The following is a 25,052-nucleotide window of genomic DNA, read 5'->3' as shown; positions in this document are numbered from 1 at the left end:
GCTTCCGCTGGCGTTCACTATATTTCGCGTATGTCCCCGCTGATAGATGAACGAATACAAGCTAATAAATATAAAAAGCCAGAATACTTAATGATTTGGGCTTTTGATACTACTGTCGAATTTTAAACTAAATAAGTAAGATCTATATACTCCCGCATAGTACCCGGCTAAAGAAAGTGCTGCACCAATTGCTCCCATTCCTCGTCCAATGATACGTTAGGCCTGCTTTGCCCTGCCCTGTTGTACCAGTAATCGGCATTCCAGGTGTCGCCTTCTTTGCGGTGCAGATAGGCGTGAACCCATGCTGATGCCTGGTCGTTCAGGTGATCGACCTGTGCATGCGCAAGGTGCCAATCGCCTTTGCCATCATACCAAAGGCTTTTCAACTGCACGGATAAATCGGGGCCGGGCTGGTCTAAGGTCAACGATGATTTAAATTCAGATGGCGTATTCATGGCACGTTAGTTTTGGATTGAGGAGGTTATTACTGCAAAGTTCATATAAACTTAGTTATTTTATCAAATGCAGTGTAAATTATAGTAGGGTAAGTACAACACCACCAATCTCCGCATTAGCGATAGCAGTGGATACCGGCCAGGTGATTAAGGCCTGCGCAGTATGAACGGATAGCGCGGGCCGCAGGCAATGCCAAAATTATTACAACTCGCGTTAAGGTATGTGATTTATAGTCGGGGGGGCGAAACCCCTGCCTTTGCGCTCAAAACCAACCACACCCCTCGCGTGGGGCTACTGTGTGTACACATGTTTATATGAGATAGTAATTTTGAAAAGTCACTCCGTTAGGAGTGAAATGTCGGTAGAATAATTAAGTATCCCTCCCATTTCGTTCCGTAGGTACGAAACTAATCATCAAACTGGACTATTTATCCATACTCATTCGGCTGGAAAAGCTCGATAGTGACGTACCTACGGCACGTAAAGCTATTTTTGATCCATTTCTACCGACATTCAACCCCTCTGGGGTTTTCCCTAAAAGATATATACACATAGTAGCTCGTGGGGGGAATAAAAAAACCTTCTGAACACCTGCTGTGAGTGCAATACAAGGATTATTTAAACTCCCGGTTCTGCCGCGTTAACCTTTGCCTCGGCTTTGATCTTTTTCACTGCACGGTGTACGGCCGAAAAATGCAGCCCCAATTCAATAGCTATCTTCCGGAGCGATAGGCCTTGCAGGTGTAGCTGCCGGATCTGTTGGATATCGGCCTGGCGATTTGTGCTTTGGTGGTGCAGGTGCTCGTACTCCGCGGCGTAGCCTGCAAATTTGTATTCTAAAAAGGTATAGTCGTTTTCGGCCCTGATGAGCACTACATTGTCTTCGCCGTATTGTACCTGCTGGTTGCGTTGTTTAATTTGTTTGAGGTAACGCAGGCTGGGGTCCTGGTGGCTTTGGCCAATGGCAAAGGCGCTGTCGGCAAAGTTGATGAGCATTTTGCTGCCCTGCAGGTCGTTGGCGGTAAGGGGTTTGCGGTTGTCGCGCTTGGGGGTATGGGCCAGTACCAGCACGCTTAGCTTGTATTTAATTTTAAGCGCTTTGAGCATTTTCATGAGCGGCTGAGCTTCGCTGGCCTTTTCGGTACCGCGGCGCATGTAGGTTATGTTATCGATTATGAGCACTTTGGCCTTGGTTTGCTGGATGGCCCGGCTTACGGATTCTTCCACATATTTTTCGTAGCTGGCGTACATTACCGGGTCGTCGGCCTCGGGGTTAAACTCAGCGCGGTAAAATATATCGCTAAACAGGTGGCTGCCCCATTGATGGTGATGGTAACGCGACTCGAACTGTTTGGCGCTCAGCTCAAAATCAACGTAGAGCACGGGTAACGGCTCGTTGTTTGTATTATAAAATGGTTCAACCGTATTGCCAATAGTGAGGTTGTTGCCCATTTGTACGGCCAGGATAGATTTTCCCAGGTTGGTATCGGCAAACATGATGCACAGCTCATGCTCGAACCAGAAACTGCCAAACAACATACGGGCAGGGGGCTTGCCGTATTCCTGTTTCATCCAGTCGTTAACCTTTCGGGTGGTGAGCAGTTCGATGCCCATAAAAACTTTGCCAAACTGCCCGGCCTTAATCTTGCGATCGGTAAAAGCGGCCGTTTCGCGCCGGATAGATTCGATGTAGGGGTGACGTTCCATAAAGTTATTGGGATTTATACCCAAATTTACGGCTTACCCAAATAACAAATGGTGACAGTAGTTTGTCAGTAGATTGGAAAGTATCAGGTATCAAGACTTTTTTTGAGAGGTGTAGATGCTAAATCGATGCAAACGCGCAATCAAGGTTCAGTCAAAAACCGGCAAAATGGCAAAGCCATTCTCAATATCCATAACGGTATTGGTGGCACTTTTGACCGTTGACTGTTGCGGTTTTGTTGCGGTTTTTATTTTATGACAATTTTTAATTAGTTGATTATCAATAAAATGAATTTTTTAACTGTTTCACCTGTTGCGCAACGCAACACTTTTGGGGTACCGCCCGGGCCGCAGGCAATGCCCCGATTACTGCCGCCCAAACCTGCGCTTGCCGGCAATGGCAAAAACGGAGGTTGCGAGGATGCCAACGACAAAAAATATCAGGATGATGTTCATTTGGGCGGGCAGGTAGGTCATGCCGATACCGGTGAGCAGGGCTATGGCGGCGTTGATGAGCATGAGGTTGCCAACCCAGTTGCACAGGCCGTTAACATCGCTCACCAGGTTTTCGTCGAACCCGGATATGAGGCTGGCTTTCTTTTTATATTTTATCTGGTAGCCAAATAATAGCATCACCAGGGCTATAGCACCAAAAGCAAGGAGGTTAAGCATATTATTAGGGTAAATGGGTAAAGAATGGTTCTTGCCGGGTGTCCCAAAAAAACAAAAGGGTTATAGATTTGAATAGATGTGTATAATACCAACAGCGTTTCTTTAGCTGGTTGGGTATAATAAACTTTAAGGCTCATGAAAGGCCAAGCATATCTCTTACTCCGGTATAGGGCGTTAACTTCCCTTCTTTGGCTTGTTTCAAAGATTCTTTTACGCCTTGTACAACATAATCGGGGTAAACCTCGCTTTTTTGTTCAAAGGTGATTTTCATCGCTTTCATAACTGCCTTCATGGCCGCCAATTGTTCTTTATTTTCGGGATATACGATCAATGCATCCATATTCAAAATTAAAGATTATTATAACCAAAAGCAATGTGACTATCTTCAATTTACATCAGTTCGCCATCTTTATGCTCATGGTAGGTTTTATAGGCCAGGTAATAAAGTACCAGGGCGGGCAAGGCGTTTAATAATATGTTTACGGCGTTTATATCGGGGTAGGTCATGAATACCTGTATAATTAGCAACACCAGGGCTACAGAGCCACCTATAATAAAAAGGTTACGGAATTTGGGATTCATGGGCAGGTAAATGTATAATATGAATATTCAACCATTTATTAAACGCAAAAGCTTAATAAATGGTTGAATATATTTATAGCGATTTGATGTTATTTATCGCTTTAGTTCGTATTTGGCAGGGGCATCAGGTATTTTTTTAAATACGGTAGCTGCCAAAGGTGGTATGGTAATGCTGATGGAGTTATCCTTGCCATGCCATTTTTCGGCATCGGCATTTACCGCATCGTAATTGATGATGCCGCTGCCCCAAAGGTTTTGAGCGTCGGAGTTAAATATCTCTTGCCACTTACCGCCTGCGGGTACGCCAATGCGATAGTTATAACGCGGTACCGGGGTCATGTTCAGGATAATTACCAGGTCGTCGGCACGGCTGTGGCCCATGCGGCCGTAAACCAGTATCGAGTCGTTGGCGTTGCCACCGTCTATCCACTCAAAGCCGGTAAAATCAAAGGCTTTTTCGTACAGTGCAGGCTCATCTTTATACAGTTGGTTAAGCGCCTTTACGGTTGCCGACATACCCTGATGATTAGGGTATTGCATTACATGCCATTGTAACGATTGGCTGTAATTCCACTCATCGCCCTGGCCAAACTCGGCACCCATAAATAATAGTTTGGTGCCGGGGTGCGTAAACATATAGCTGTACATGAGGCGCAGGTTGGCAAATTGCTGCCACTCATCGCCGGGCATTTTGCGCAGCATGCTGCCTTTGCCGTATACCACCTCATCGTGCGAGAAAGGCAGCATGAAGTTTTCTGTAAAGGCGTATATGGTGCTAAAGGTGATCTCGTTATGGTGATATTTACGGTGGATAGGATCTTCGTGGAAATAATCGATGGTATCGTGCATCCAGCCCATCATCCATTTCATCCCAAAACCTAAACCACCCAAATAAACCGGGCGACTAACACCTGTAAACGAGGTAGACTCTTCGGCAATGGTTTGGGTTGATGGGAAATGGCTGTAAACGGCCTCGTTAAACTCTTTCAGGAACGAGATGGCTTCGAGGTTTTCGTTACCGCCATAAATATTGGCTTCCCACTCGCCATGCTTGCGCGAGTAATCAAGGTAAAGCATTGATGCTACGGCATCTACCCGTAAACCATCGGCATGGTACCTATCCAGCCAAAACAGCGCGTTACTAATCAGGAAAGCCCTAACCTCGTTACGCCCATAGTTAAATATGTACGATTTCCAATCCGGGTGGAAACCTTTGCGTGCATCGGCATGCTCATACAGGTGTGTGCCATCAAATTTGTACAAGGCGTGAATATCGCCCGGGAAATGCGATGGTACCCAATCCAATATCACCCCGATACCGGCTTTGTGAAACTCCTCGATAAGGAACATCAGTTCCTGCGGCGAGCCATAACGGGAAGCAGCAGCAAAGTAGCCCGAAATTTGGTAGCCCCAGCTTGGGTAATACGGGTGCTCCATAATCGGCATAAACTCTACGTGAGTAAAGCCCATTTCTTTAACGTAGGGTACCAACTTGTGTGCCAGCTCGGTATAAGTTAAAAACTGGTCGGGGCTTTCGGGGCTGCGGGCCCATGAACCCAGGTGCACCTCGTAAACGCTGTATGGTTTATCAAGCCCGTTATGCTCGTGGCGGTTGGCCATCCAGTCGCCATCGGTCCATTCGTAAAAGGTATCAACAACTATAGATGCCGTGCTTGGCGGTACTTCCCAGCGCAGGGCAAAAGGATCGGCCTTTTCCAGGTCTTCGCCGGTTGATGATTTGATATAATATTTATAGGTTTCGCCTACGCCAATATTCGGGATAAAACCTTCCCAAATGCCGGATGAATCCCAACGGGCATTTAAACTGTGCGACCCGCGGTTCCAGCCGTTAAAATTTGCTATAACCGATACATACTGCGCGTTTGGCGCCCAAACCGCAAAGTAGGTACCCACCACACCCTGAAACTCCACCACATGCGAGCCAAACTTTTCATACAACTTAAAGTGCTTACCCGATTTGAATAAACTGATATCAAAATCGGTAAAGCGGCTATAGGGTTCAACTGCTTTTAATATCACAGGGGGCGCAGCTTGAACAGCTTCGGCAACTTTTGCTTTAACCGTTTTAGGCTTAGCAGCAACTGCTTTTTCGACCGGTGCGGCTTTAGCCTTAACTGCTTTTTTTGCGGTAGCGGCAACTGGTTCAGGTTCGGCTTTGGCAGGTTTAGCTTTAACTACTTTTTTTTCTTTTACAGGCTTTTCTTCCGGTATCGGGGTGTCGGTTGTTTTTGTTTTTTTGGCCATGATATAGATACCTGTCAGGATTTGTAAGAATAACCCAAATTACAGGATTGAGTTTGGTTTATATAAATCAAATATAACAGGATTATGACATTATGCAGGATTTAAGGGATTTATTTTTGAAATAGAGTCAAGAGGCAAGAATCAAGAAATAAGACTGTAACCGGGTATTAAAAAGTGCTGTATCGCATTAAGCACAAAAAAAGCCGCCCTTTTGGGGCGGCTTTAACCTTTTTATTTTGAGATTTCTATCTGCTTAAACTTTTTACTGTATTTAAACTCCATAGTGCCATCAGCGTTGATGGTAAAAGCTGTTACATTTTTACCGTCGACCATTATTTTGTGTGGCTTAAATGGTAAGCCGATAACGTTAAAGTGATAGCCCTCGTAGCGTGGAGTGTACAGACCCTCCATGCTTTGGCCTATGGTTAGTTTTCTTGAGTTGCCATTTACCACAAATTTTTTCTCGAGGTAAATATCTTGCTCATAGGCAAAAGTTTCGCCGTAATCTTCAAACAGGAAGGAGTTTACTTCGTAATCGGTATAGTAAACGTTCAGTTTAACTTCTTCAATTTCCTTTTCGCCTGTGTATTGCATCACCGGGTATTCGGGTATTACCGATCCGGCCTTTACAAACAGCGGCATGGTTTCCAGCGGGGTGTCAACGGTTATTTCCTTACCGCCTTCCAGCACTTCAAACGTCCAGTAATTGAACCATTTACCTTTTGGCAGGTACACGTTCCGTTTTATCTGGCCTGGCTCCATTACCGGGCAAACCAAAATTTTATCGCCATAGGTAAATTCATCCTGGCGGAAGTGGTTTAACAACACATCCTGCTCATGCATTACCACCGGCCTCAAAATAGGGAAACCGTAGCGGTGGTGCTCCCAAAAAGTAGAGTATAAGTACGGGATAAGCCTGTAACGCAACTCGATAAACTTACGATTGATTTCGGTAAACGGTTCGCCAAAACTCCAGGGCTCGCGCTCTTTGGTATCACCTGCAGAGTGCGCGCGCATAAAGGGCGAGAAGGTGCCCAACTGTATCCAGCGGGTAAATAGTTCGCCATCAGGCTCGCCGCTAAAACCGCCAATATCTGTACCGCAGAAAGGGATGCCCGATACTGATAGGCGCTGGCATTGGATGTTGCCTAATTTGAGGTGTTCCCATGAGGCCACATTATCGCCCGTCCACGCGGATGAGTAACGTTGTACGCCCGAGTATCCCGCCCTGGTTATAGTAAAAGGACGTTTGTTTTTCATGATCTTACGCAAACCTTCGTAGGTTGAGCGTACCATTTGCATTCCGTAAACATTATGTGCCTTGCGGTGCGACCCACGGTGCCCATCATATTGATGACGAACATCATCCGGGAAGGTGCCTGCTCCAAACACGGCAGGTTCGTTCATATCATTCCAAACGCCGGCCACGCCCATCTCTACCAACTCCTCAAATAAGCCTCCCCACCATTCGCGCACTTCGGGGTTGGTAAAATCCGGAAACTGGCAGCGACCCGGCCAAACGTGACCTTCCATAAAGTAATCATCGCTGCGGCGGCAAAAATATCTATTTTCTTTACCTTCTTTAAACACCCAATAGTTATCATCAACACGGATGCCCGGATCAATAATTACAACGGTTTTAAACCCATCTGCAGCCAATTCGCTGATCATTTTCTTCGGGTCCGGGAAGTATTTCTTATTCCAGGTAAAGCAACGGTAGCCATCCATGTAATCGATATCTAAATAGATACCATCGCAGGGGATCTTATTTTCGCGGAAACCTTTGGCAATTTTACGCACCTTGGCTTCGGGATAATAACTCCATCGGCACTGGTGATAACCCAGCGCCCAAAGCGGTGGCATTGGGTGCGTGCCTGTTAAAATGTGGTAGCTTTTTACCACATCCATCATGTGGGGTCCGTGGATATAATAGTATTGCAGTTCGCCGCCATCAGCCCAAAAACTGGTTTTGGTTTTGTCTTCGGCGCCAAAATCAAAATGCGCCTTAAAGGTATTATCAAAAAATATACCGTGGGCAATACCCTCGTTTACGCTGATGTAAAAAGGAATGCTACGGTAAAGCGGATCCTGGTTCCAGGCAAAGGAGTATGCATCGGTGTTCCAGTTCTTCAGCCTTTTACCACGCAGGTTAAGCTCGGTAGGCTTATCGCCCAGGCCAAAAAAGCTTTCATCTTTAGCGCATGTTTTGGTGCAAAACACGTAATAACCACCAAACTGAACATTCTCTTCCCAGTGCATAGGCACAGCGTCGGAGCTGGTTACATGGTTATTGCTATCCGAAAACGAAATGAAGAAATCCTTTTTACGGATGTGGCAATTTATCGATTTAGTTGCTACACGAAACTCGTTATCATCCTCATACAGGGTGAAGGCTGCGGCTTTATGCTCCAGCTTTGGAACGGCGTATGAGAATTCTTCAAGGAAAACGCTATGCGGCGCCAATCTTACACGGATAATCTCGTCGGTAACAACAACAACTTCTACTTTGGCATCGCCATCTGTAAAGTAAAATTTATTGCCTATCTGATCGGCATGGTTTGGTATGCCAAGGTATTTTTTGATGATGGGTTTTATGCCATCGGCTGGGTTATTAAGGTGATGAAACTCCTCTTCCTCTTCTTCTTCCAGCAAGTTTTTAATTTCAACTATCTTACTGGTTAGCTCTTCCGGATTGGGTGTGTTACTTTCCATTCAAATTATTTAACGGGGTTTGTGCAAATATGTATAATGTGTACTTACTACGCAATATACGACATTTGATTTGAGGAAAAATCATTAACCGAGGTAGTTTTTAACGTTTTCTTCAATTTGAAGCCTCTATTATTTGAATTTTCTTACCATCCTGCACAAAAAACACCGATATAGCTGCGATAAACATAAAAACACCACCCATAATTAAACCGTAAATCGACTCGCTATTAAACAAATGTTTGATAATAAGGCTGCTGCTAAGGCTGCTTACTATTTGCGGAAACGTGATAAAAAAGTTGAACAGCCCCATGTAAACCCCAATTTTTTTTGCCGGTATCGAGCTTGATAATATGGCATACGGCATGGCCAAAATACTGCCCCACGCCAAGCCTACGCCAACCATTGACAAGTACAACAAATTATGGTTTTCAATAAAAAACACCGAAATTAAACCAATACCGCCCATGGCTAATGAAAAAGCATGCGTTCTTTTCCGGTTAATCTTTTTAACTATCCACGGTAATGATAGTGCGTACAATGCCGAAACGCCGTTGTATACGCCAAACATTTTACCTACAAAATCACTGGCATTGTTATAAGCCTGTGAAGATGTATCGCCCGAAGGCAGATGAAATATGTGTGTAGCTATGGCAGGGGTTGTCCAAACCCACATGGAGAACAGGGCAAACCACGAAAAAAACTGTACCAAACCAAGCTGTTTCATGGTTTTGGGCATGTTTACCAAATCATTTATAAATTCCATAATGCCGCTTCGCTTTACCGTTTCTGCATCTGGCTCATGAAATTTAGCATATTCTTCAGGCGGGTATTCTTTTGTTTTTACAACTGTCCATAAAATACAGCCGATTAATATCAGCCCGCCTGCATAAAATGAATAAAGCAGATTATCAGGTACGATGCCCTTTGCCGCAACTGAAGGCACATGAAGCCATTCGCTTAAAACAGATGGCAATACCGACCCCATGATGGCGCCTACGCCTATCAGGCAAGTCTGCATGGAAAAGCCGGCAGTATGCTGGCTATCGGGCAGGTTATCGGCAACCAACGCCCTGAACGGCTCCATCGCGATGTTAAATGATGCATCCATCAGCATGAGCATTCCTGCGCCAACAATTATCGGCGGGATTAAAAATGCAAGCCCCGATGAATTGGGCAAAAAACAAAGCGCCAAACCAGACAGCAATGCTCCGGTTAAAAAATAAGGGCGACGGCGACCCAAACGGTTCCACGTACGATCGCTGTAATGCCCGATAATTGGCTGAATGATCATCCCGGTAAGTGGGGCTGCCAACCAAAAAAACGACAGGTTACCTACATCGGCACCAAAGGTTTGCAGTATGCGGCTTGCATACCCGGTTTGCAGCGCGAAGCCAAACTGGATGCCCAAAAAGCCAAAGCTCATGTTCCAGATTTGCCAGAAACTTAATCTTGGCTTTTGTAATACTTTATTCATCACGTTGGTTTATTGGTTCACTTGTTCATTAGTTCATTGGTCTTGTCTGAACCGGAATTCATCGAATTAGAGAATTTTCAGAATGCTTTTATGTTGCCTCATGCCCACCACCCTGTCATCCTGAGGAACGAAGGACCTGCTCGCCGATAGAAAAGTTTGCGAATAGATGCTTCGTTCCTCAGCATGACAGCGGGGTAAGTATTATCTTGCTGCACTCCCTGATGATTCCCTTCCGTTCTTCCTATTCTGTTAATTCTAAAATTCTGTAAATTCTGATTCTGACAGTTTAAAACCCCAACATCAACCCGCTACTCGCCTCCACAGTTACTTCAACACCATTTTTAATATCATTGGTGCTGAACTTGCCGCCGCTGAGCAGATCGGTAAATTGCTGTTTGCCGTTTATATTTAGTTTGTGTAACAGGTCATCCGGAAGTTTTACGCTTAATTTGCGAACGTCCCGGTTAAAATTGGTTATCACTAATATACGCTGATTATTGGTATAACGCAGGTATACGTACATTTTAACATCAAAACCAGGTTGGTGCTCATTAGCCATCATCAGTTCATAAAAAGCGCCCGTTTTAATGGCTTCGCTGTTGTGCACGGCATTAAGCAGGGTACTATAAAAGCCACGCAGTTTTTTCTGATCATCAGACAGTTTACCGCCATCATAAGTGCCGCCGTTGAGCCATTTCTGGTGTTCGGGCACACCCCAATAGTCAAATATCGAGCTGCGTCCATCATTACCGCTAAAGCCTTCACTACCTGCTCCGGGTTCACCAACTTCCTGGCCAAAGTAGATCATTACCGGCCCGGTGTTTAGCGTTGCTGTGATAATCATACCCGGCACGGCCAGCCACGGGTTGCCGGCAAAATCAGGCGATGCGATGCGTTGCTCGTCATGGTTTTCCATAAAGCGCAGCATATGCTCGTCTATTCCTTTGCTATCATGGTTCCAAACCGCGTTTATTCCCCAGGTGTTGGTGTGGTAATCGTTGCGGGTTAAATTCCTGATGGTATCATACAGGCCAACCTTATCATACAGGTAATCAAAATGCCCCTTAAATATATAATCGCAGTATTTGCCTTTATCATAAGCTTCGCCGATGAAGACGATACCAGGATGCTCGGCCTTCATTTTCGGGATTACCCAAGCCCAGAATTCGATGGGTACCATTTCCACCATATCGCAACGAAAACCATCGACACCTTTGGCGGTCCAGTATTTTAAAATATCATAAACCTTGTTCCAAAGCGGTGGTATCGGGTCGAAGTGGCCACGGCGATGATCCATGTAATCAACCCCGTAGTTCAACTTCATCGTCTCGAACCAATCATTGATAGATGGCGATGCGCTGAACACATCATTACCGGTTGCTTTGGCCGGGTTCTCACCAAATTTGCCGTCCTTTAATGGGCTTTTAAATTCATCGCCGCCGGGATTGTATCCCGCAGGAACCGTAAATGGCTGCCCCGGTATGTAGTAAAAATCGTTTTGAGGGCTAAAGCCTTTGCTTTTATCATCATCCTGACCAAAATCGCGCACGCCGGCCGGTTTTACATCTGATGCATAAGTACGGGCCACATGGTTGGGTACCAAATCCATCAACACCTTTAAACCGCTGGCATGGGTACGTTTGATGAGTTCCTCGTATTCACGGATGCGGTTTTTCACGTCAACGGCCAGATCAGGATCAATATCATAATAGTCCTTAATAGCATATGGTGAGCCCGCCCTGCCCTTCACAATATCCGGATCATCGGCTTTAATGCCATAAGCCGAATAATCAGTCATGGTCGCATGCTCAATTACGCCGGTATACCAAACGTAGGTAAAGCCCATTTTTTTTATTTCCTGAAGGGCTTTATCGTTAATGTCGTTCAGCTTACCAACGCCGTTTTCTTCAATTGAGCCATTGGTTTTGTTAAGCGTTTTAGTATTGCCAAAAAGCCGTGGCAATAGTTGGTATATAATCAGCTTATGATTGGCTGCGGTTTGTTCCATTTTTGTTTTTTTGGGGTGATGTTTTTGTGCGTAACTGGCATTAGCAAGCAATAATATCATTAAAACAAGTATCTGTTTATTTTTCATAAAGATATTTTGCTTAAATGTAGTTTGGATAAAATTTCAGCCGCAAGTGGATTTGAAAAAAAGAAAAGGGCAGCTAAAAAAGCATTGGCCTGTGCGATTCCCCTCTTGAGAGGGGTGGAGGGGTGTGTTAATAGTCCACTTTTGAACGCTGGCAGACACACCCCTGCAGCCGCACAATCCTTCGCGCCCCCTCTCGAGAGGGGAACATTTAATGAAAAAGAGGTAACTAATAGTTTCATTATGCCTCTACCAATAATTCATCGTTGGCCTTTACCAACTGATCTTTACCATAAACGGATACCGTTGTTGCCACATCCGACAGGTTTTTAATGTTTACACCATCTTTGCTCACTTTGATATTCAGCAATGCGCCACGGAAACCGATATGGAACGAAAAAGACGCCCATTTTTCGGGGATAAACGGCTGGAACAACAGTTTGCCATCTCTTACACGCATACCGCCAAAACCTTCCACAACAGCCATCCATGTGCCGGCCATCGAGGTGATGTGGCATCCATCTTCGGTATCGTTATTGTAATCGTCCAAATCTAAGCGGGCAGTACGCAGGTAAAATTCGTAAGCACGAGCCTCATCACCTAATTTGGCAGCTAAAATAGCATGCACACATGGCGATAATGACGACTCATGCACCGTGCGTGGCTCGTAATAATCAAAGTTTCTGCGGATGGTATCTATATCGTAATCATCTTCAAAAAAGTAAATACCCTGCAATACGTCGGCCTGTTTAATGTAGCAGGAACGCAGGATCCTGTCCCAGCTCCATTTCTGGTTCAACGGGCGGTCTGTTGCCGGCAAATCTTTTACTAATATCTGCTCTTTATCCAGGTAACCATCCTGTTGTAAAAATATGCCTTGCTTTTCATCATGGCCCAAGTACATATTTTCGACAATATGGCCAAAACGACTAAACTCTGTTGCTTCATCCAAGTCAATTTTGGCGGCAAGGGCATCGTATTTAGCCTTATCGGCTGTCTTCACTTTTTCGGCAGCTTCCATGGTATATTTCATACACCAAACGGCCAGCATGCTGGTATACCAGTTATTGTTTACATTATTCTCGTACTCATTTGGCCCGGTAACACCCAGCATTACATATAGTTGCTTATCCTGCGACCAGCTTACCCGTTGCGACCAGAACCTGGCTATCGCGATCAACACCTCAAAACCATAATCGGCCAGGTAGGCTTCATCTTCAGTATAACGCACATAGTTAAAAATAGCGTAAGCGATAGCGCCATTCCGGTGAATTTCTTCAAAGGTGATCTCCCACTCGTTATGGCATTCGGTACCATCCATAGTAACCATGGGGTACAATGCTGCGCCGTTTTTAAAGCCCAATAAAGCAGCATTCTCGATAGCCTTGCCCAATTGTTTATAACGGTAAAGCAACAGGTTGCGGGTAACCTTTTGCGGCGCGGTGGCAAGGTAAAAAGGCACACAATAAGCCTCGGTATCCCAATAGGTCGAGCCTCCGTATTTTTCGCCGGTAAAACCTTTGGGGCCTATGTTCAGGCGGTCGTCTTCGCCGGTATAAGTTTGGTTAAGCTGAAAAATATTAAAGCGGATGGCTTGCTGAGCCGATTCATCACCTTCTATAATAATATCGTTGTGTTTCCATTTTTCAGCCCAGGCGGCGGCTTGTTCGGCCAGCATGGTATCAAAACCTTTATGGCTGATGCTATTTAAAGTAGCTGCCAACGTGGCAACCAGGTCTTCTGGTTTATGATTTTGCGACGACAGGTTAGCAACGTATTTAATAATACTGATGCTTTGGCCCTGTTGCGCCTGTAATTCAATTTTTGATGCTATGTATTTTTCTTTCGATATCGTTGTTGTTTTTGGCCGGATAGTTTCGCCATTTTTCAAAACACTGAATTTCATACCGGTAGCTACTTCAAAACCGGTTTTTTTGGTGCGCATTACTATGTAGCCGCCATCAGGCTGGTTAGCTTTGGTCACCTCGTCCCAAAACTTCTCGTCGTAGTTGGAATCCTTGTTCACCACATCGCCGTCAATAGCCGGGGTAATAGAGATGGCACCGCTAAAGTTTAATGGAGTGACAGTGTATTTGATAGCCGCAGTTTCATCATCTACCATACTGCAAAAGCGGCAGGCTTCAACCGATACTTCTTTACCCGATGCGGTTTTTGCGGTAAATGTACGTTTCAGGTAACCTTCCTTCATGTTCAATTCACGGCGGAAGCCGGTAACCTCGCATTTGGCCAAATCCAATTGTTCGCCATCTAAAACTACATCAATAATTGTCCAGTTAGCGGCATTCAGCACTTTGGCAAAGTATTCCGGATAGCCGTTTTTCCACCAGCCTACGCGGGTTTTATCTGGATAATATACCCCGGCAACATAGTTGCCCAGCAGGGTTTCGCCGCTGTATGCCTCCTCAAAGTTAGCCCGCTGACCCATTCGGCCATTACCCAAACTAAATATGCTCTCAGATACCTGGTGATGATGTGCATCAAAGCCCTCTTCGATTATCTTCCACTCATCAACTTTAATGTAATTTTTCATAACAATGCATTAAGCCCCTCTAAATCTCCCCTAAAGGGGAGACTTTTAAAAGCCCTACCCTTTAGGGGAGGGTTGGGTGGGGCTTCTTATATTTTAAATAATTTATCTAACGTCATTTTATCTAACCCGCTGATTACCAAATCGGCATCCAGTACGCCGGGTTGGCCTATGCCAACTACCTTCATACCGCCGGCTTTAGCTGCCTCTACCCCGGCAATGGCATCTTCAAAAACCACACATTCTTCGGGTTCAACACTTAGAGCTTTGGCTCCTGTTAAAAAAACTTCGGGATCGGGTTTGGCTTTGCTTACTTTGTTGCCATCAATAACCGCATCGAAAAGATTGGTAATACCAATTTTGTTGAGGATGGTCATCGAGTTTTTGCTGGCCGAGCCTAAGGCTATTTTGATACCTGCTTTTCGGCATATTTCTACAAACTCCTTTGCACCGGGCAGTATTTCATCGGGTTTCATCTGGTTAACCATTTCCATGTACCAGGTATTTTTTTGGGTAGCCAAAATTTCCTGCTCTGCAGCAGTTTTGGTTACGCCTCCCCAGCCTAAAATAAGCTCGAGCGAGCGTACCCGGCTTACGCCTTTTAATTGTTCGTTCTGGTGTTCTGTAAAATCGAAGCCCAGGGAGTTGGCTAATCGTTTCCAGGCCTTATAGTGATAAACGGCTGTATCAACAATTACACCATCCAGATCGAAAATACATGCTTTAATATTGTTCATTGTAACTTTTTAGATACGCGGCTCAAAGCCACTAAGATATAATTTTTAATGAGTACCACCGGGTAATATTTCGAGCACTAAAGCAGTTTTGCCAGGTATGTTCACCTGCGCCAGGTCAACGGGCTCGTCGGTTATCACGTTACGGGCTTTTTTGGCATCGCCAATTCGTTCAAAATACCGGTCTGTTGTTGTTGCTTGGTCTTTGTCGCTGCTATTGAAAATAACCATTACCGTTTTGGCAGCATCATACCTGAAGTATACATAAATCCCCTTTTCGGGCACAAATTGCATCAATTTACCTGTTTGCAGGGCGGTCGTACCTTTACGGTAGTTGGCCAGCTTACTTACGTAGTTAAATGCCTCGTTTTCCTTTTTACTGCGGCCATCGGCAGTAAACTTATTTTCTTTATCGCCCCGCCAGCCGCCGGCAAAATCCTCGCGCACTAAACCATCCGGATCAGAATAGTTTTTCATCAGGATCTCATCGCCATAATATAATTGTGGTACACCACGCATGGTAAGCAGCATTGCCATTGCCGATTTATATTTGGTAAAATCCTCTTTAACCACAGATAAAAGGCGGCTCATATCATGGTTATCCATAAATATGGTATTATGGGTGGCATCCTGGTATAAAAAGTCCTGGGCGATAACCGAATACAGGCGGCCAACACCATCTGTCCAGCCATCGTTGCCATTCAAAGCCTCGTAAATGGCGTCTTTCAATACGGCATCTGTTACGCCAGGCAGGTGGGTATCCATACCACGGTTAACGGTATTGCCCTGTGTAAAAAAGGCCTGATTTGCGGCAGACCATACCAGCGTTTCACCAAAAATGGAAAGCTTTGGAAATTCGGCCTTAACATCCTGTGCCCATTTAGCCATATATGCCGGATCATTGTAGGGGTAAGTATCTAAGCGAAAACCATCAATACCGGCATACTCCACCCACCAAACATGATTTTGGGTAAGATAATTTTGTACATAAATATTATTCTGGTTCATATCGGCCATCCGATGATCAAACCATCCATCGGCCATCAGTTTCTTATCCATTAGCGAGGCGTGCGGATCCATCACGGCAGCATCCCTGAAATTTGATTTGGTGTATTTTGGCCACTGATGTACCCAGCTTTTCATCGGCATATCCATAATGGTATAGCCTTCGGTACCGGCATGGTTGTGCACCAGGTCTTTAATTACCTTCAGGCCCATGCTGTGGCACTTTTCTACAAATTTTTTGTACAACTCATTGGTGCCATAGCGGGGGTCTATTTTATAATAATCGGTAACTGCGTAACCATGATATGATGCATGCGGTTCGTCGTTCTCAATTTCGGGAGTCATCCAGATAGCAGTAACGCCTAAGGCTTTTAAATAATCAAGATGGTTCATCACTCCCTGGATATCACCGCCGTGGCGGCTGTACATCGAATCGCGGTGAACGCCTTTCTCGCGCATATTGTCAAATGAGTCGTTGCTTTCATCACCGTTGCTGAAACGATCGGGCATGATAAGGTATATCAAATCCTTGTTGGTTACGCCCTGGATGCGACCGGCAGATTTGTCGCGTTTATTGAGCGTATATTGATAAACCAAGTCCTTTTGACCGGCCTTTGTAAATTTTATCGGGAACGTTCCCGGAACTACCGAAGAAAAAAGCTGCAGATCGAGGAATAAATAATTTGAGTTTTCAACTTTATGTACTGCTTTTAGCTTTACGCCAGGGTAATTAAGTACTACATTACGGCCTGCAATGTTATTGCCATGTACTATTAATTGCAGGTTAGGGTTGCTCATACCCACCCACCATGACATGGGCTCAACGCGCTCTAAAGCAGGTATTTGCGCCGATGCGCCTAACGCAAGCGCAAGGCTGCATAAGGCAAAAAGTAAAGTTTTTTTCATATTATAAAACAGGTCAAAAAAGTATAATTGGCTGCGGCCTGCTATCAGGCACTATCCGCGTTCCAAATTTATAATAAAATTGATTTGTTGTATGGAAATTTTGATAATTATTGATAAGCCGAAATGGGGTTTGAAAAACCTTCGAGCCAGAACCATTATTGGTCGGCTTATTTCTTTGCCAACCATCAAAAAGCATAGTCCTTCCCTTTGATAAAATAGTTAACCGGAAGGCGTGTTTTTTCAAACTTTTCATATCCGGGCTTTAACGTTTTCCAGAAAGCCATATAGGATTGATGGCTGTAAAAATCCATGTGTGCTTTATCCATTCTGAACGGAAATATATCGAGGTTGATTTTTTGCTGGCCCGCTTCAAAGGCTTTGTAAACCAAGGTATAAATTTCTTCAATCCGCGCATCGGTCATGGCGTAGCAACCAATTGATGCACAATGCCCATGTACCATAATAGCATCGCCGGTGTAACCTTTTAACTGTTCAACCTTGTTTGGGTAGCCTACATTAATAGCCAGGTAGTAATTACTCACCGGGTTAAGCTGTTTGGGTTGGATGGTATAAAAGCCTTCGGGGCTTTTATTATCGCCCTTTTTGGTTTTGGTGCCCAGGTTGCCCGAGTAGTAGCAAATTTCGTAAGTTTTAAACAACTTATATTTATTGCCTGCCTTTTTCCAAACTTCCAGCGCATCCTGGTCTTTAAAAATACGGATGTAGATGGGGGCTTCCTCTTTGAAGCCTTTATCGTTTAATTCTTGTTGCAAGCGGGGCCATACGGTAGTGCGCACATCGCTGGCCCGTTTGCTATCAGGCAACTTGGGCCGTGGATTGACAATAATTAAATAGGAAAACAGCAGGGTTAGGAATAATTTGGACATCGGATAAGGTACTTATCCGCCTATAACGAAAGACTTAGTTAATATCGTATGCCTAATCAAAAATATTAAATACCGGCTGCTTAAAAGTTGAAAAAACGGTCTTTCTATAGCTGCTTAATCCGCTCCGCGGCGCGCAACCCGCTATCAAGTGCAGCTTCAACGGTGCCCATGGCGGTGCCGTTGTACAAGTATTCGCCGGCGAAGAAAATGGTATCTTCTACAGGTTCAAGTAGAATGGAACGCGCCTGGCTGGCTTCTACCGTATCATAAGCGTAGGAGCCACGGGCAAATTCATCTGCCGTCCAGTTCACTATGTGGTAGTTAAGGAGTTTTTGTTTGAGTTGCTGCTCATCGCGGTTAAAAATAATGGCCAATGATTGCAGACTTTGTTTTAATATTTCGACATTGGGAGCATCGATTTTTTCGGCAGCTTCGGGGCCGCCTATCCAGCCGGTTAGCATATTAGTATGTTGGGGCGCCTGTGTCCACCAGGTGGGAATTTCCTCGGTGCTAAATAAATAGCCCATGTTACTGAGGCTTTTACCGGCCAGGATTTCGGTTTGTTTGTCTTCCCAAAAAGCCTCATCAAACTCCAGCAGGATTTTTATTACCGCCCCAAAGCCTAAAGCGTTGATAGCTTTGATATGGCCCGGAACCTCAGGAATAAAGCTGATAGCGCCGGAATCACCTGCGTTAACCTGCAGAACGCCAAGTGGTAAGGCCACAATTATTTGCTTTGTCGAATGCGTACAGCCAACACTGCTAACCACTTTTACACAATGCTGTTGCCAATAAATTTTCTTTACTACAGCATTCAGGTGTATCTGCCCACCGGCGGCAATTATCTCTCCGGCCAAAAAACTCGCCAATTTAATATAGCCACCGGCTACCCGGTATTGTGCTCCATCGTCTTCAGATTGCCATTCGCGGCGCAGGGAAAACGCGCTTGCTTTTTTGGGGTCGGCGTTATCATATCCGGATACAAATTGGCGTACAGACTCCCTTAAACGCCGGTATTTTTCGCCTTTAAATTCGCGGAGCAGGAAGCAGTTGATGCTCATATCCTGCTCTAATTCATCCAGTTTATTAAGGAAGGCGTCCCAATGTTCAACAAAGGATTCGTTCTGCTTAAACTCGCCATCCTCGTACCGCCACATGGATGCGCCGGCGTGCTCATAGGCAATGCCTGCCTCATCCAATAAGGATTTTGTGAGCGGCAAATCACCGTGTATGAACTCAGCGCCCAGTTCCAGGGGTTGTTGGCCCGATGCATTTTCGAGCGTGTGGATGCGGCCGCCAATGCGGTCGCGGGCCTCCAGTACGGTAACTTTTTTACCGGCTTTTACCAGCGTACGGGCAGCCATTAAGCCGGCGGCACCGGCACCTATGATCAATATATCGGTATCTTCCATGGTGTTATTATGGTAGGGCAATGTAATTATTGTAATGATACAATGCGGCATTTGTTTGTCAAATTTCCGGCGAAAACGGCAGCCCCATTCACCGACAAAATATACTTGCTTACCGGGTTGTTATACCCTGTTCGCCAATATTGCCTTGCTGTGCCTTATATAGCGCAGTACTTTTAGGGTATAATTTAAAACTTACGACGATGAACAACGATATAAACACCCTGAACACCCCAAACAACAGCAAAGTAGCCGCAGGGGCAATTTTATTAGTAGCTGGCAGCCTTTTACTGATAAACCAATTCGATTTATTTTTTATACCCGACTGGCTGTTTAGCTGGCCAATGTGGATGATTGCCTGGGGTACTTACATGGGTGCCAAATACAATTTCAGGAAACCAGCCTGGATAATTGTTACCCTGATTGGCGTTGCCTTTTTGCTCGACGAAAACATCCCCGATGCCGACCGCATAGTATGGCCACTGGCTATCATGGCCTTTGGCGCCTGGATGGTAGTTAAACCACGCAAACACACTGAGGAACAAATATTTAACCAGCCCAAGCAACCGTTCCATTTTGATAACACAACCGAACCGGGCGTTTAATACATTTTGATTTAATAGTTTTGATTTGAGGGAGGGCCTGTATAGGCTCTCCCTTTTTTGTGAGTGTTCGGTTTTGTGAGGGAATAACAGGGGTGTTCGGGGGCGAACACTTATGTGATTGAAGTACAAGTAATTAAGTGTTCGGATAAAACAGAACGTAAAAAGCATGATTTTACCAACTAACTGATTTTTAAATACTTGATTACAAACCCCTCGATTTTGGCCTCCATAAACCCGAACACTGACAGAATTTTGTCAGTACCGCCTCATTTTTATGTGTTAGGGATAGTAACGGGTACCGGCCTTTGCGCGTAAGGCCTGCAGGCGTATGTATGGATAGCCCGGCACCGCTTCTATCAGCGGGGCAACACCCTGATGTGCATTTTTAAAACAAAAACCCACAAAAAAAATCAAATAATGTGCAACAGATACCAGGTTTTGAGCAATAAAAATGCACTTTTATACCACACTTTTCTACAACTTGCAAACCACCCGCCAACTACCTGCCGCAACCTTTAAACATACCACCCGCACATCCTCACAACCCTCCTGCCCCTTTGTTTTACCCCAATTTTTCGGATGGTATTTGCCTGTCCGGAATTTTCACAAAAGGAAAATATTTCATCTAACGAAAAATACTGAATCCTAACCATTGCGTCGTTTAAACACCGGCAAACTTTTTCACCGACAAAACTTCCCCCCTTACCGATTACTTTAAATATATCGCCAGTATTTGTTTGGCACATGTATAATGTTACCTTAGTTTTGGGATATGATTTAAAATGCAACAGAACAAATGAACAACGATATAAATTCTCCGCAAAACCCTAACCGAGGCAAAGCCATGGCCGGGATAATATTGCTTGTTGTAGGAGCAATATTATTACTAAAACAATTTAGCCTTTTCTTTCTTCCGGAATCATTGGAACTTTGGCCGCTGTGGTTGGTGGCCTGGGGCCTGTATGTAGGCGCCAAACATAATTTTCAAAAATCATCAGGCCCTATGCTGATAGCTATCGGCGTGGTGTTGTTCATCATCAACAACATTAATGATTCCGATCGTATTGTATGGCCCATCGCCATTATAGCCTTTGGCATGTGGCTTATTGTAAGGCGCGGCAAAAGCCATGACCCTGTTACCGGTAAATACAAAACCAAATGGGAAAAAGATTATGCCGACCCTGCCAACTGGGGCAAAAAAACCGAGAAACCTAAGTTCGACTTTGGTAAAATGGAAGACCCGATTGTTGACTACACCGTAAAAGATGGCGGCGAAATACCACCATCAGGCGAACCCGCCGCGGCCGGCACCAACACACCGCCAAAGGATACGCCGCCTTTTGGCCACCATAACGGCGATGATTACCTGGATACCGTTTCCATCTTCGGCGGGGTTAATAAAACCATCCTGAGCAAGAATTTTAAGGGCGGCGACATCGTTAACATCTTCGGCGGGGCCGAGCTCGACTTTACCCAGGCCGATATTGACGGCCGTATATACCTGGATATTACCCAGATTTTCGGCGGCACCAAAATCATCGTGCCATCCAACTGGCAGGTAGTATCGGATTTGGCCGCCGTATTTGCCAGCGTAGATGATAAACGCATCCGCAGTACAGCATCAAACGTTAACGGCAAAATACTGGTGCTAAAAGGGGTATCGATATTTGCAGGGGTAGATATAAGGAGTTATTAGACAGCCCCACCCAAACCCTCCCCTGAAGGGGAGGGCTTAAAAAAACGAAAACATCTTCAAACGAAGGAATATTTACAAACAAAAAAACAACCCAAAAGTCTCCCCCTTCAGGGGGAGATTTAGAGGGGGCTTGGGCTGGAGGCCTTCTAATCATGAACTGGTACATAGCAAAATTAGTTTTCAGGGTAATAAGTGGCGATGGCGACCATCAGGCGCAATTTGATGAGCAGTTGCGGTTAATCAGCGCCGAAACCGAGCTGAATGCCTTTGAAAAAGCTAACAAGATTGGCCATGCCAACCAGGATAGCTTTAAAAATATTGAGCGCCAAACCGTTAAATGGCAATTTATTGATGTGGCCGAACTTAACCGCATCAGCGAACCCACCGACGGCGCCGAACTATATTACAACATACACGAAACACCCGACGCCGACCTGTACATCGCCTGGGCGCATCACAAGGCGGCGTTGCTGGGGAAGGCAGCCCCTCCCAAACCCTCCCCGGTAGGGAGGGCTTAAAAAAAAGAGGTTTTAAAAGTCTCCCCTACCGGGGGAGATTTAGAGGGGGCTGTGCTGTGCTGCGCTTAACATTAAAAAAAACAATCTCTTCAAAGTCTCCCCTACCGGGGGAGATTTAGAGGGGGCTAATACGATAACATTTTGGCCATACCAAATTTAAAAGCTTCCAGATTATACGGTGCGTTTGTGGGCTGCGGCTTCGGCTGGGCGGCGCTGCAAACGTATATTATCCATAGTTTTGGTTTTTTGTGGTTCACCTCAACTATCGATGGTTTGCTTAGCGCCGTGTTGCTATCGGGCGCCTGCTGGCTTATCAACAATAACCTGCGCTACTACCAGCCGGGCAAGGGCAGCTATATTAACCTGTTTATATGGGTGGTGGCGCTGGCGGGCATTTGCGCCGCGGGCTGCCGGTATTTGCTGCCGCTGCTTAATACCGACCCTATCTTCGTCAACTTTGTTATTCAATCCCTAACCATCCGCTTTTTTATCAACTTTTTGGCCGTGGGCTGGATGGCCATGATCAGCTTGTTGTGGTACTCACAGCTGGATCAGCGCGAAACCATGAAACGCAAAACCGAGGCCGAGCAGCTGGCCCGTGATGCCGAGCTGTACAACCTGCGCCAGCAACTGCAGCCGCACTTTTTGTTCAACAGCCTCAACTCCATCAACGCGCTCATCGGCTTTAAACCCGACCTGGCCCGAACCATGATCCATCAACTGTCCGACTTTTTGCGCGGCACCCTTAAAAAGGACGACCAGCAACAGGTGCCCCTAAGCGACGAACTGGCCCACCTGAATTTATACCTGGATATTGAAAAAGTACGCTTTGGCCACCGCCTGCAAACCGAAATAAGTTGCGACCCGCGTTGTGGGGCCGCCCTGCTGCCCTCCATGCTGCTGCAGCCATTGGTTGAAAATGCCATCAAATTTGGCTTGTACGATACCACCGGCGAGGTTACCGTAAGCATCCGTGGCGAAATGGAAGACCATTACCTGGTAGTGATGGTGCAAAACCCATACGATCCGCAAACCAGCCGACCAAAAAAAGGTACCGGTTTTGGCTTGCGCGGGGTGCAGCGCCGGTTATATTTGTTATTTGCCCGTAACGACCTGATGGAAACTTACGCAAATGATAATATATTTACAACCATAATAAAAGTACCACAAGTATGAAGCGCGCCCTGATTATTGACGACGAGCCATTAGCCCGCATGGTTGTAATGGAATACCTGCAAAATTTTAAAGATATTGAGCTGATACAGGAATGTAACGACGGCTTTGAAGGCCTTAAAGCCATACAGCAGCACCAGCCCGACCTGATATTTTTAGATGTGCAGATGCCCAAGATCAACGGCTTTGAAATGCTGGAACTGGTAGAAAACCCGCCCGCCGTTATTTTCACCACCGCTTTTGACGAATACGCCATCAAAGCCTTTGAGGCCCACGCGGTCGACTACCTCATGAAACCCTTCAGCAAGGAGCGTTTTAATAAAGCTGTCGAAAAATTCCTGGCCACCGCGCCCGAAAAACATACCCCCAAACATACCGAAGAACTGCTGGACGCCGTTGCCGCCCATTCGCCCGCCCAAAACGAGCGCATTGTGGTAAAAACCGGCACTAAAGTAAAAATTATCCCCGTTGCCGACGTGGAATACCTCATGGCCGACGACGACTACGTATCCGTTATCACCAAAGAAGGCTCGTACCTCAAAAACAAAACCATGAGCTTCTTCGAACAAACCCTCGACCCGCGGCAATTCGTCCGCGTGCACCGCTCGTATATCATCGCCATCACCCAAATCACCAGGATTGACCCGTACGAAAAGGACGCGCATTTAGCTATTTTGAAATCGGGGGCTAAGATACCTGTCAGTAAAACGGGGTATGTGAAGTTGAAGCAGGTGTTGGGTATATAAACACGATTTTCAGGATTTTGCAGGATTGACAGGATTTTGATTTGCAGGTGGGTATGCTGTATTACCCCCGAAGTCATGCCGAACTTGTTTCGGCACCCCACGTGCTAAGTGACCGTCATACCGGCCACCTGTCCTATGGGATCCTGAAACAAGTTCAGGAAGACTCCGGTTTGGGGGACTTGTAATGCTAAGTGTTAAAATTTCGCGAAATTCTGAAGGGAAAATGACAAATATCGCATGTCGGCGACGACTCACCCCGACGAGGCTACGCCCGTCTGCCCCTCTCTCCGACTGCGTCGCATAGAGGGGCGAAAAAGGGAAAACAAAAATGGGCTTCACCCTCTTTGCGGCTTCAGCCGGAGAGAGGGTCGGCCAGCGCAGCGTAGCCGGGGTGAGTCGTAGCCCGCGTTCAAAGCCGATGGTTATGTAAAGGGGGAATTCGTCATGCTGAGTAGTAAAACCAGCGGATTCCGAAGGGAAAATGACATCGATTTACCCCCGAAGTCATGCCGAACTTGTTTCGGCACCCCACATGCTAAGTATACATCATACCAGAACCCTTTTTTGTTAACGGTAACCAGGGGTATAATAAAAGCACCATCCCCTCTCCCACCAACCAAAGCAAAGCCCCGTGCGATTCCTTCCTTGGGGAAGGGAAGGTAGGGGTTTAATGAACTATGAAGGTAACAGAAATAATTATGGCGTAACCCCGCTGATAGAAGCGGGGTCGGGCTATACGCTTATACGGCTTCAGGCATTAGGCGCGGGGCCGGTATTCGCTGCTATCCCTTACGCGGGGATAAAAACTACATACTATATTTTCAACTGTCCGCTAATACTGGTAAATTGGCAAATCATATAACCTTAC

The 25,052-nt window shown here is 45.7% G+C and carries 20 protein-coding genes; 6 read left to right on the top strand and 14 right to left on the bottom strand.

All coding sequences use genetic code 11. From position 1 onward, the window contains the following. Positions 1–167: 167 nt before the first annotated feature. From AC1RM2_RS24945 to AC1RM2_RS24880, 14 genes are all read right to left on the bottom strand, one after another. The gene (locus AC1RM2_RS24945) at positions 168–455 is read right to left on the bottom strand and encodes a hypothetical protein (RefSeq protein ID WP_492987829.1); all 288 of its coding nucleotides are present in this window, start codon (positions 453–455) and stop codon (positions 168–170) included. 619 nt (positions 456–1,074) lie between these two features. Further along, positions 1,075–2,163 carry an AAA family ATPase gene (locus AC1RM2_RS24940; protein WP_492987828.1) on the bottom strand — a complete coding sequence of 363 codons (1,089 nt, stop codon included), beginning with the start codon at positions 2,161–2,163 and terminating at the stop codon, positions 1,075–1,077. 363 nt (positions 2,164–2,526) lie between these two features. Then, positions 2,527–2,832, bottom strand: a complete 306-nt coding sequence (locus tag AC1RM2_RS24935) for a DUF3784 domain-containing protein (protein ID WP_492987827.1) — start codon at positions 2,830–2,832, stop codon at positions 2,527–2,529. Positions 2,833–2,965: 133 nt separating this feature from the next. Continuing rightward, on the bottom strand, positions 2,966–3,172 hold the full coding sequence (locus AC1RM2_RS24930; RefSeq protein WP_477361183.1) for a DUF2683 family protein: 207 nt from the start codon (positions 3,170–3,172) through the stop codon (positions 2,966–2,968). Between the two features lie 50 nt (positions 3,173–3,222). Next, positions 3,223–3,414 carry a hypothetical protein gene (locus AC1RM2_RS24925; protein ID WP_090644396.1) on the bottom strand — a complete coding sequence of 64 codons (192 nt, stop codon included), beginning with the start codon at positions 3,412–3,414 and terminating at the stop codon, positions 3,223–3,225. A 93-nt stretch (positions 3,415–3,507) separates the two neighbouring features. Further along, positions 3,508–5,679: a 1,4-alpha-glucan branching protein GlgB gene (gene glgB, locus AC1RM2_RS24920; RefSeq protein ID WP_492987826.1), complete on the bottom strand. Its 2,172-nt coding sequence runs from the start codon at positions 5,677–5,679 to the stop codon at positions 3,508–3,510. Between the two features lie 231 nt (positions 5,680–5,910). Further along, a complete protein-coding gene (locus AC1RM2_RS24915) occupies positions 5,911–8,391 on the bottom strand; it encodes a glycoside hydrolase family 31 protein (RefSeq protein WP_492987825.1) in 2,481 nt (826 codons plus the stop codon). Positions 8,392–8,503: 112 nt separating this feature from the next. Beyond that, a complete protein-coding gene (locus AC1RM2_RS24910; protein WP_492987824.1) occupies positions 8,504–9,865 on the bottom strand; it encodes an MFS transporter in 1,362 nt (453 codons plus the stop codon). A gap of 286 nt (positions 9,866–10,151) precedes the next feature. Further along, complete coding sequence (locus tag AC1RM2_RS24905; protein ID WP_492987823.1) at positions 10,152–11,960, bottom strand: alpha-amylase family glycosyl hydrolase; 1,809 nt, start codon at positions 11,958–11,960, stop codon at positions 10,152–10,154. A 238-nt stretch (positions 11,961–12,198) separates the two neighbouring features. Continuing rightward, a complete protein-coding gene (locus tag AC1RM2_RS24900; protein ID WP_492987822.1) occupies positions 12,199–14,508 on the bottom strand; it encodes a glycoside hydrolase family 65 protein in 2,310 nt (769 codons plus the stop codon). A gap of 86 nt (positions 14,509–14,594) precedes the next feature. Then, a complete protein-coding gene (gene pgmB, locus AC1RM2_RS24895; protein WP_090644372.1) occupies positions 14,595–15,242 on the bottom strand; it encodes a beta-phosphoglucomutase in 648 nt (215 codons plus the stop codon). A gap of 45 nt (positions 15,243–15,287) precedes the next feature. Then, entirely contained in the window at positions 15,288–17,150 is a 1,863-nt protein-coding gene (locus tag AC1RM2_RS24890; protein WP_492987821.1) for an alpha-amylase family glycosyl hydrolase, read from the bottom strand. Between the two features lie 185 nt (positions 17,151–17,335). Next, positions 17,336–18,037 (bottom strand): L,D-transpeptidase family protein, encoded by a 702-nt coding sequence (locus tag AC1RM2_RS24885; RefSeq protein ID WP_492987820.1) that lies wholly within the window; start codon positions 18,035–18,037, stop codon positions 17,336–17,338. Between the two features lie 104 nt (positions 18,038–18,141). Continuing rightward, positions 18,142–19,449 (bottom strand): flavin monoamine oxidase family protein, encoded by a 1,308-nt coding sequence (locus tag AC1RM2_RS24880; RefSeq protein WP_492987819.1) that lies wholly within the window; start codon positions 19,447–19,449, stop codon positions 18,142–18,144. 200 nt (positions 19,450–19,649) lie between these two features. Here AC1RM2_RS24880 and AC1RM2_RS24875 point away from each other — a divergent pair, with 200 nt between their 5' ends. From AC1RM2_RS24875 to AC1RM2_RS24850, 6 genes are all read left to right on the top strand, one after another. Continuing rightward, positions 19,650–20,051, top strand: coding sequence for a LiaF transmembrane domain-containing protein (locus AC1RM2_RS24875; protein WP_492987818.1), 402 nt, complete (start codon positions 19,650–19,652; stop codon positions 20,049–20,051). Positions 20,052–20,847: 796 nt separating this feature from the next. Then, positions 20,848–21,747 carry a LiaF transmembrane domain-containing protein gene (locus AC1RM2_RS24870; protein WP_492987817.1) on the top strand — a complete coding sequence of 300 codons (900 nt, stop codon included), beginning with the start codon at positions 20,848–20,850 and terminating at the stop codon, positions 21,745–21,747. A gap of 152 nt (positions 21,748–21,899) precedes the next feature. After that, complete coding sequence (locus AC1RM2_RS24865) at positions 21,900–22,265, top strand: DUF4288 domain-containing protein (RefSeq protein ID WP_492987816.1); 366 nt, start codon at positions 21,900–21,902, stop codon at positions 22,263–22,265. A gap of 141 nt (positions 22,266–22,406) precedes the next feature. Beyond that, complete coding sequence (locus tag AC1RM2_RS24860) at positions 22,407–23,441, top strand: sensor histidine kinase (protein WP_492987815.1); 1,035 nt, start codon at positions 22,407–22,409, stop codon at positions 23,439–23,441. Then, entirely contained in the window at positions 23,438–24,184 is a 747-nt protein-coding gene (locus tag AC1RM2_RS24855) for a LytR/AlgR family response regulator transcription factor (RefSeq protein ID WP_090644331.1), read from the top strand. The genes AC1RM2_RS24860 and AC1RM2_RS24855 overlap by 4 nt, the downstream gene beginning before the upstream one ends. Positions 24,185–24,854: 670 nt before the next feature. Then, positions 24,855–25,046 carry a hypothetical protein gene (locus AC1RM2_RS24850; protein ID WP_492987814.1) on the top strand — a complete coding sequence of 64 codons (192 nt, stop codon included), beginning with the start codon at positions 24,855–24,857 and terminating at the stop codon, positions 25,044–25,046. The last annotated feature ends 6 nt before the right edge of the window (positions 25,047–25,052 follow it).

It is taken from the genome of Mucilaginibacter sp. GW822-FHT03E02, from assembly GCF_058801545.1.
Note: the sequence above shows the minus strand (reverse complement) of the source record. Positions and strands in the feature narration are given on the sequence as shown.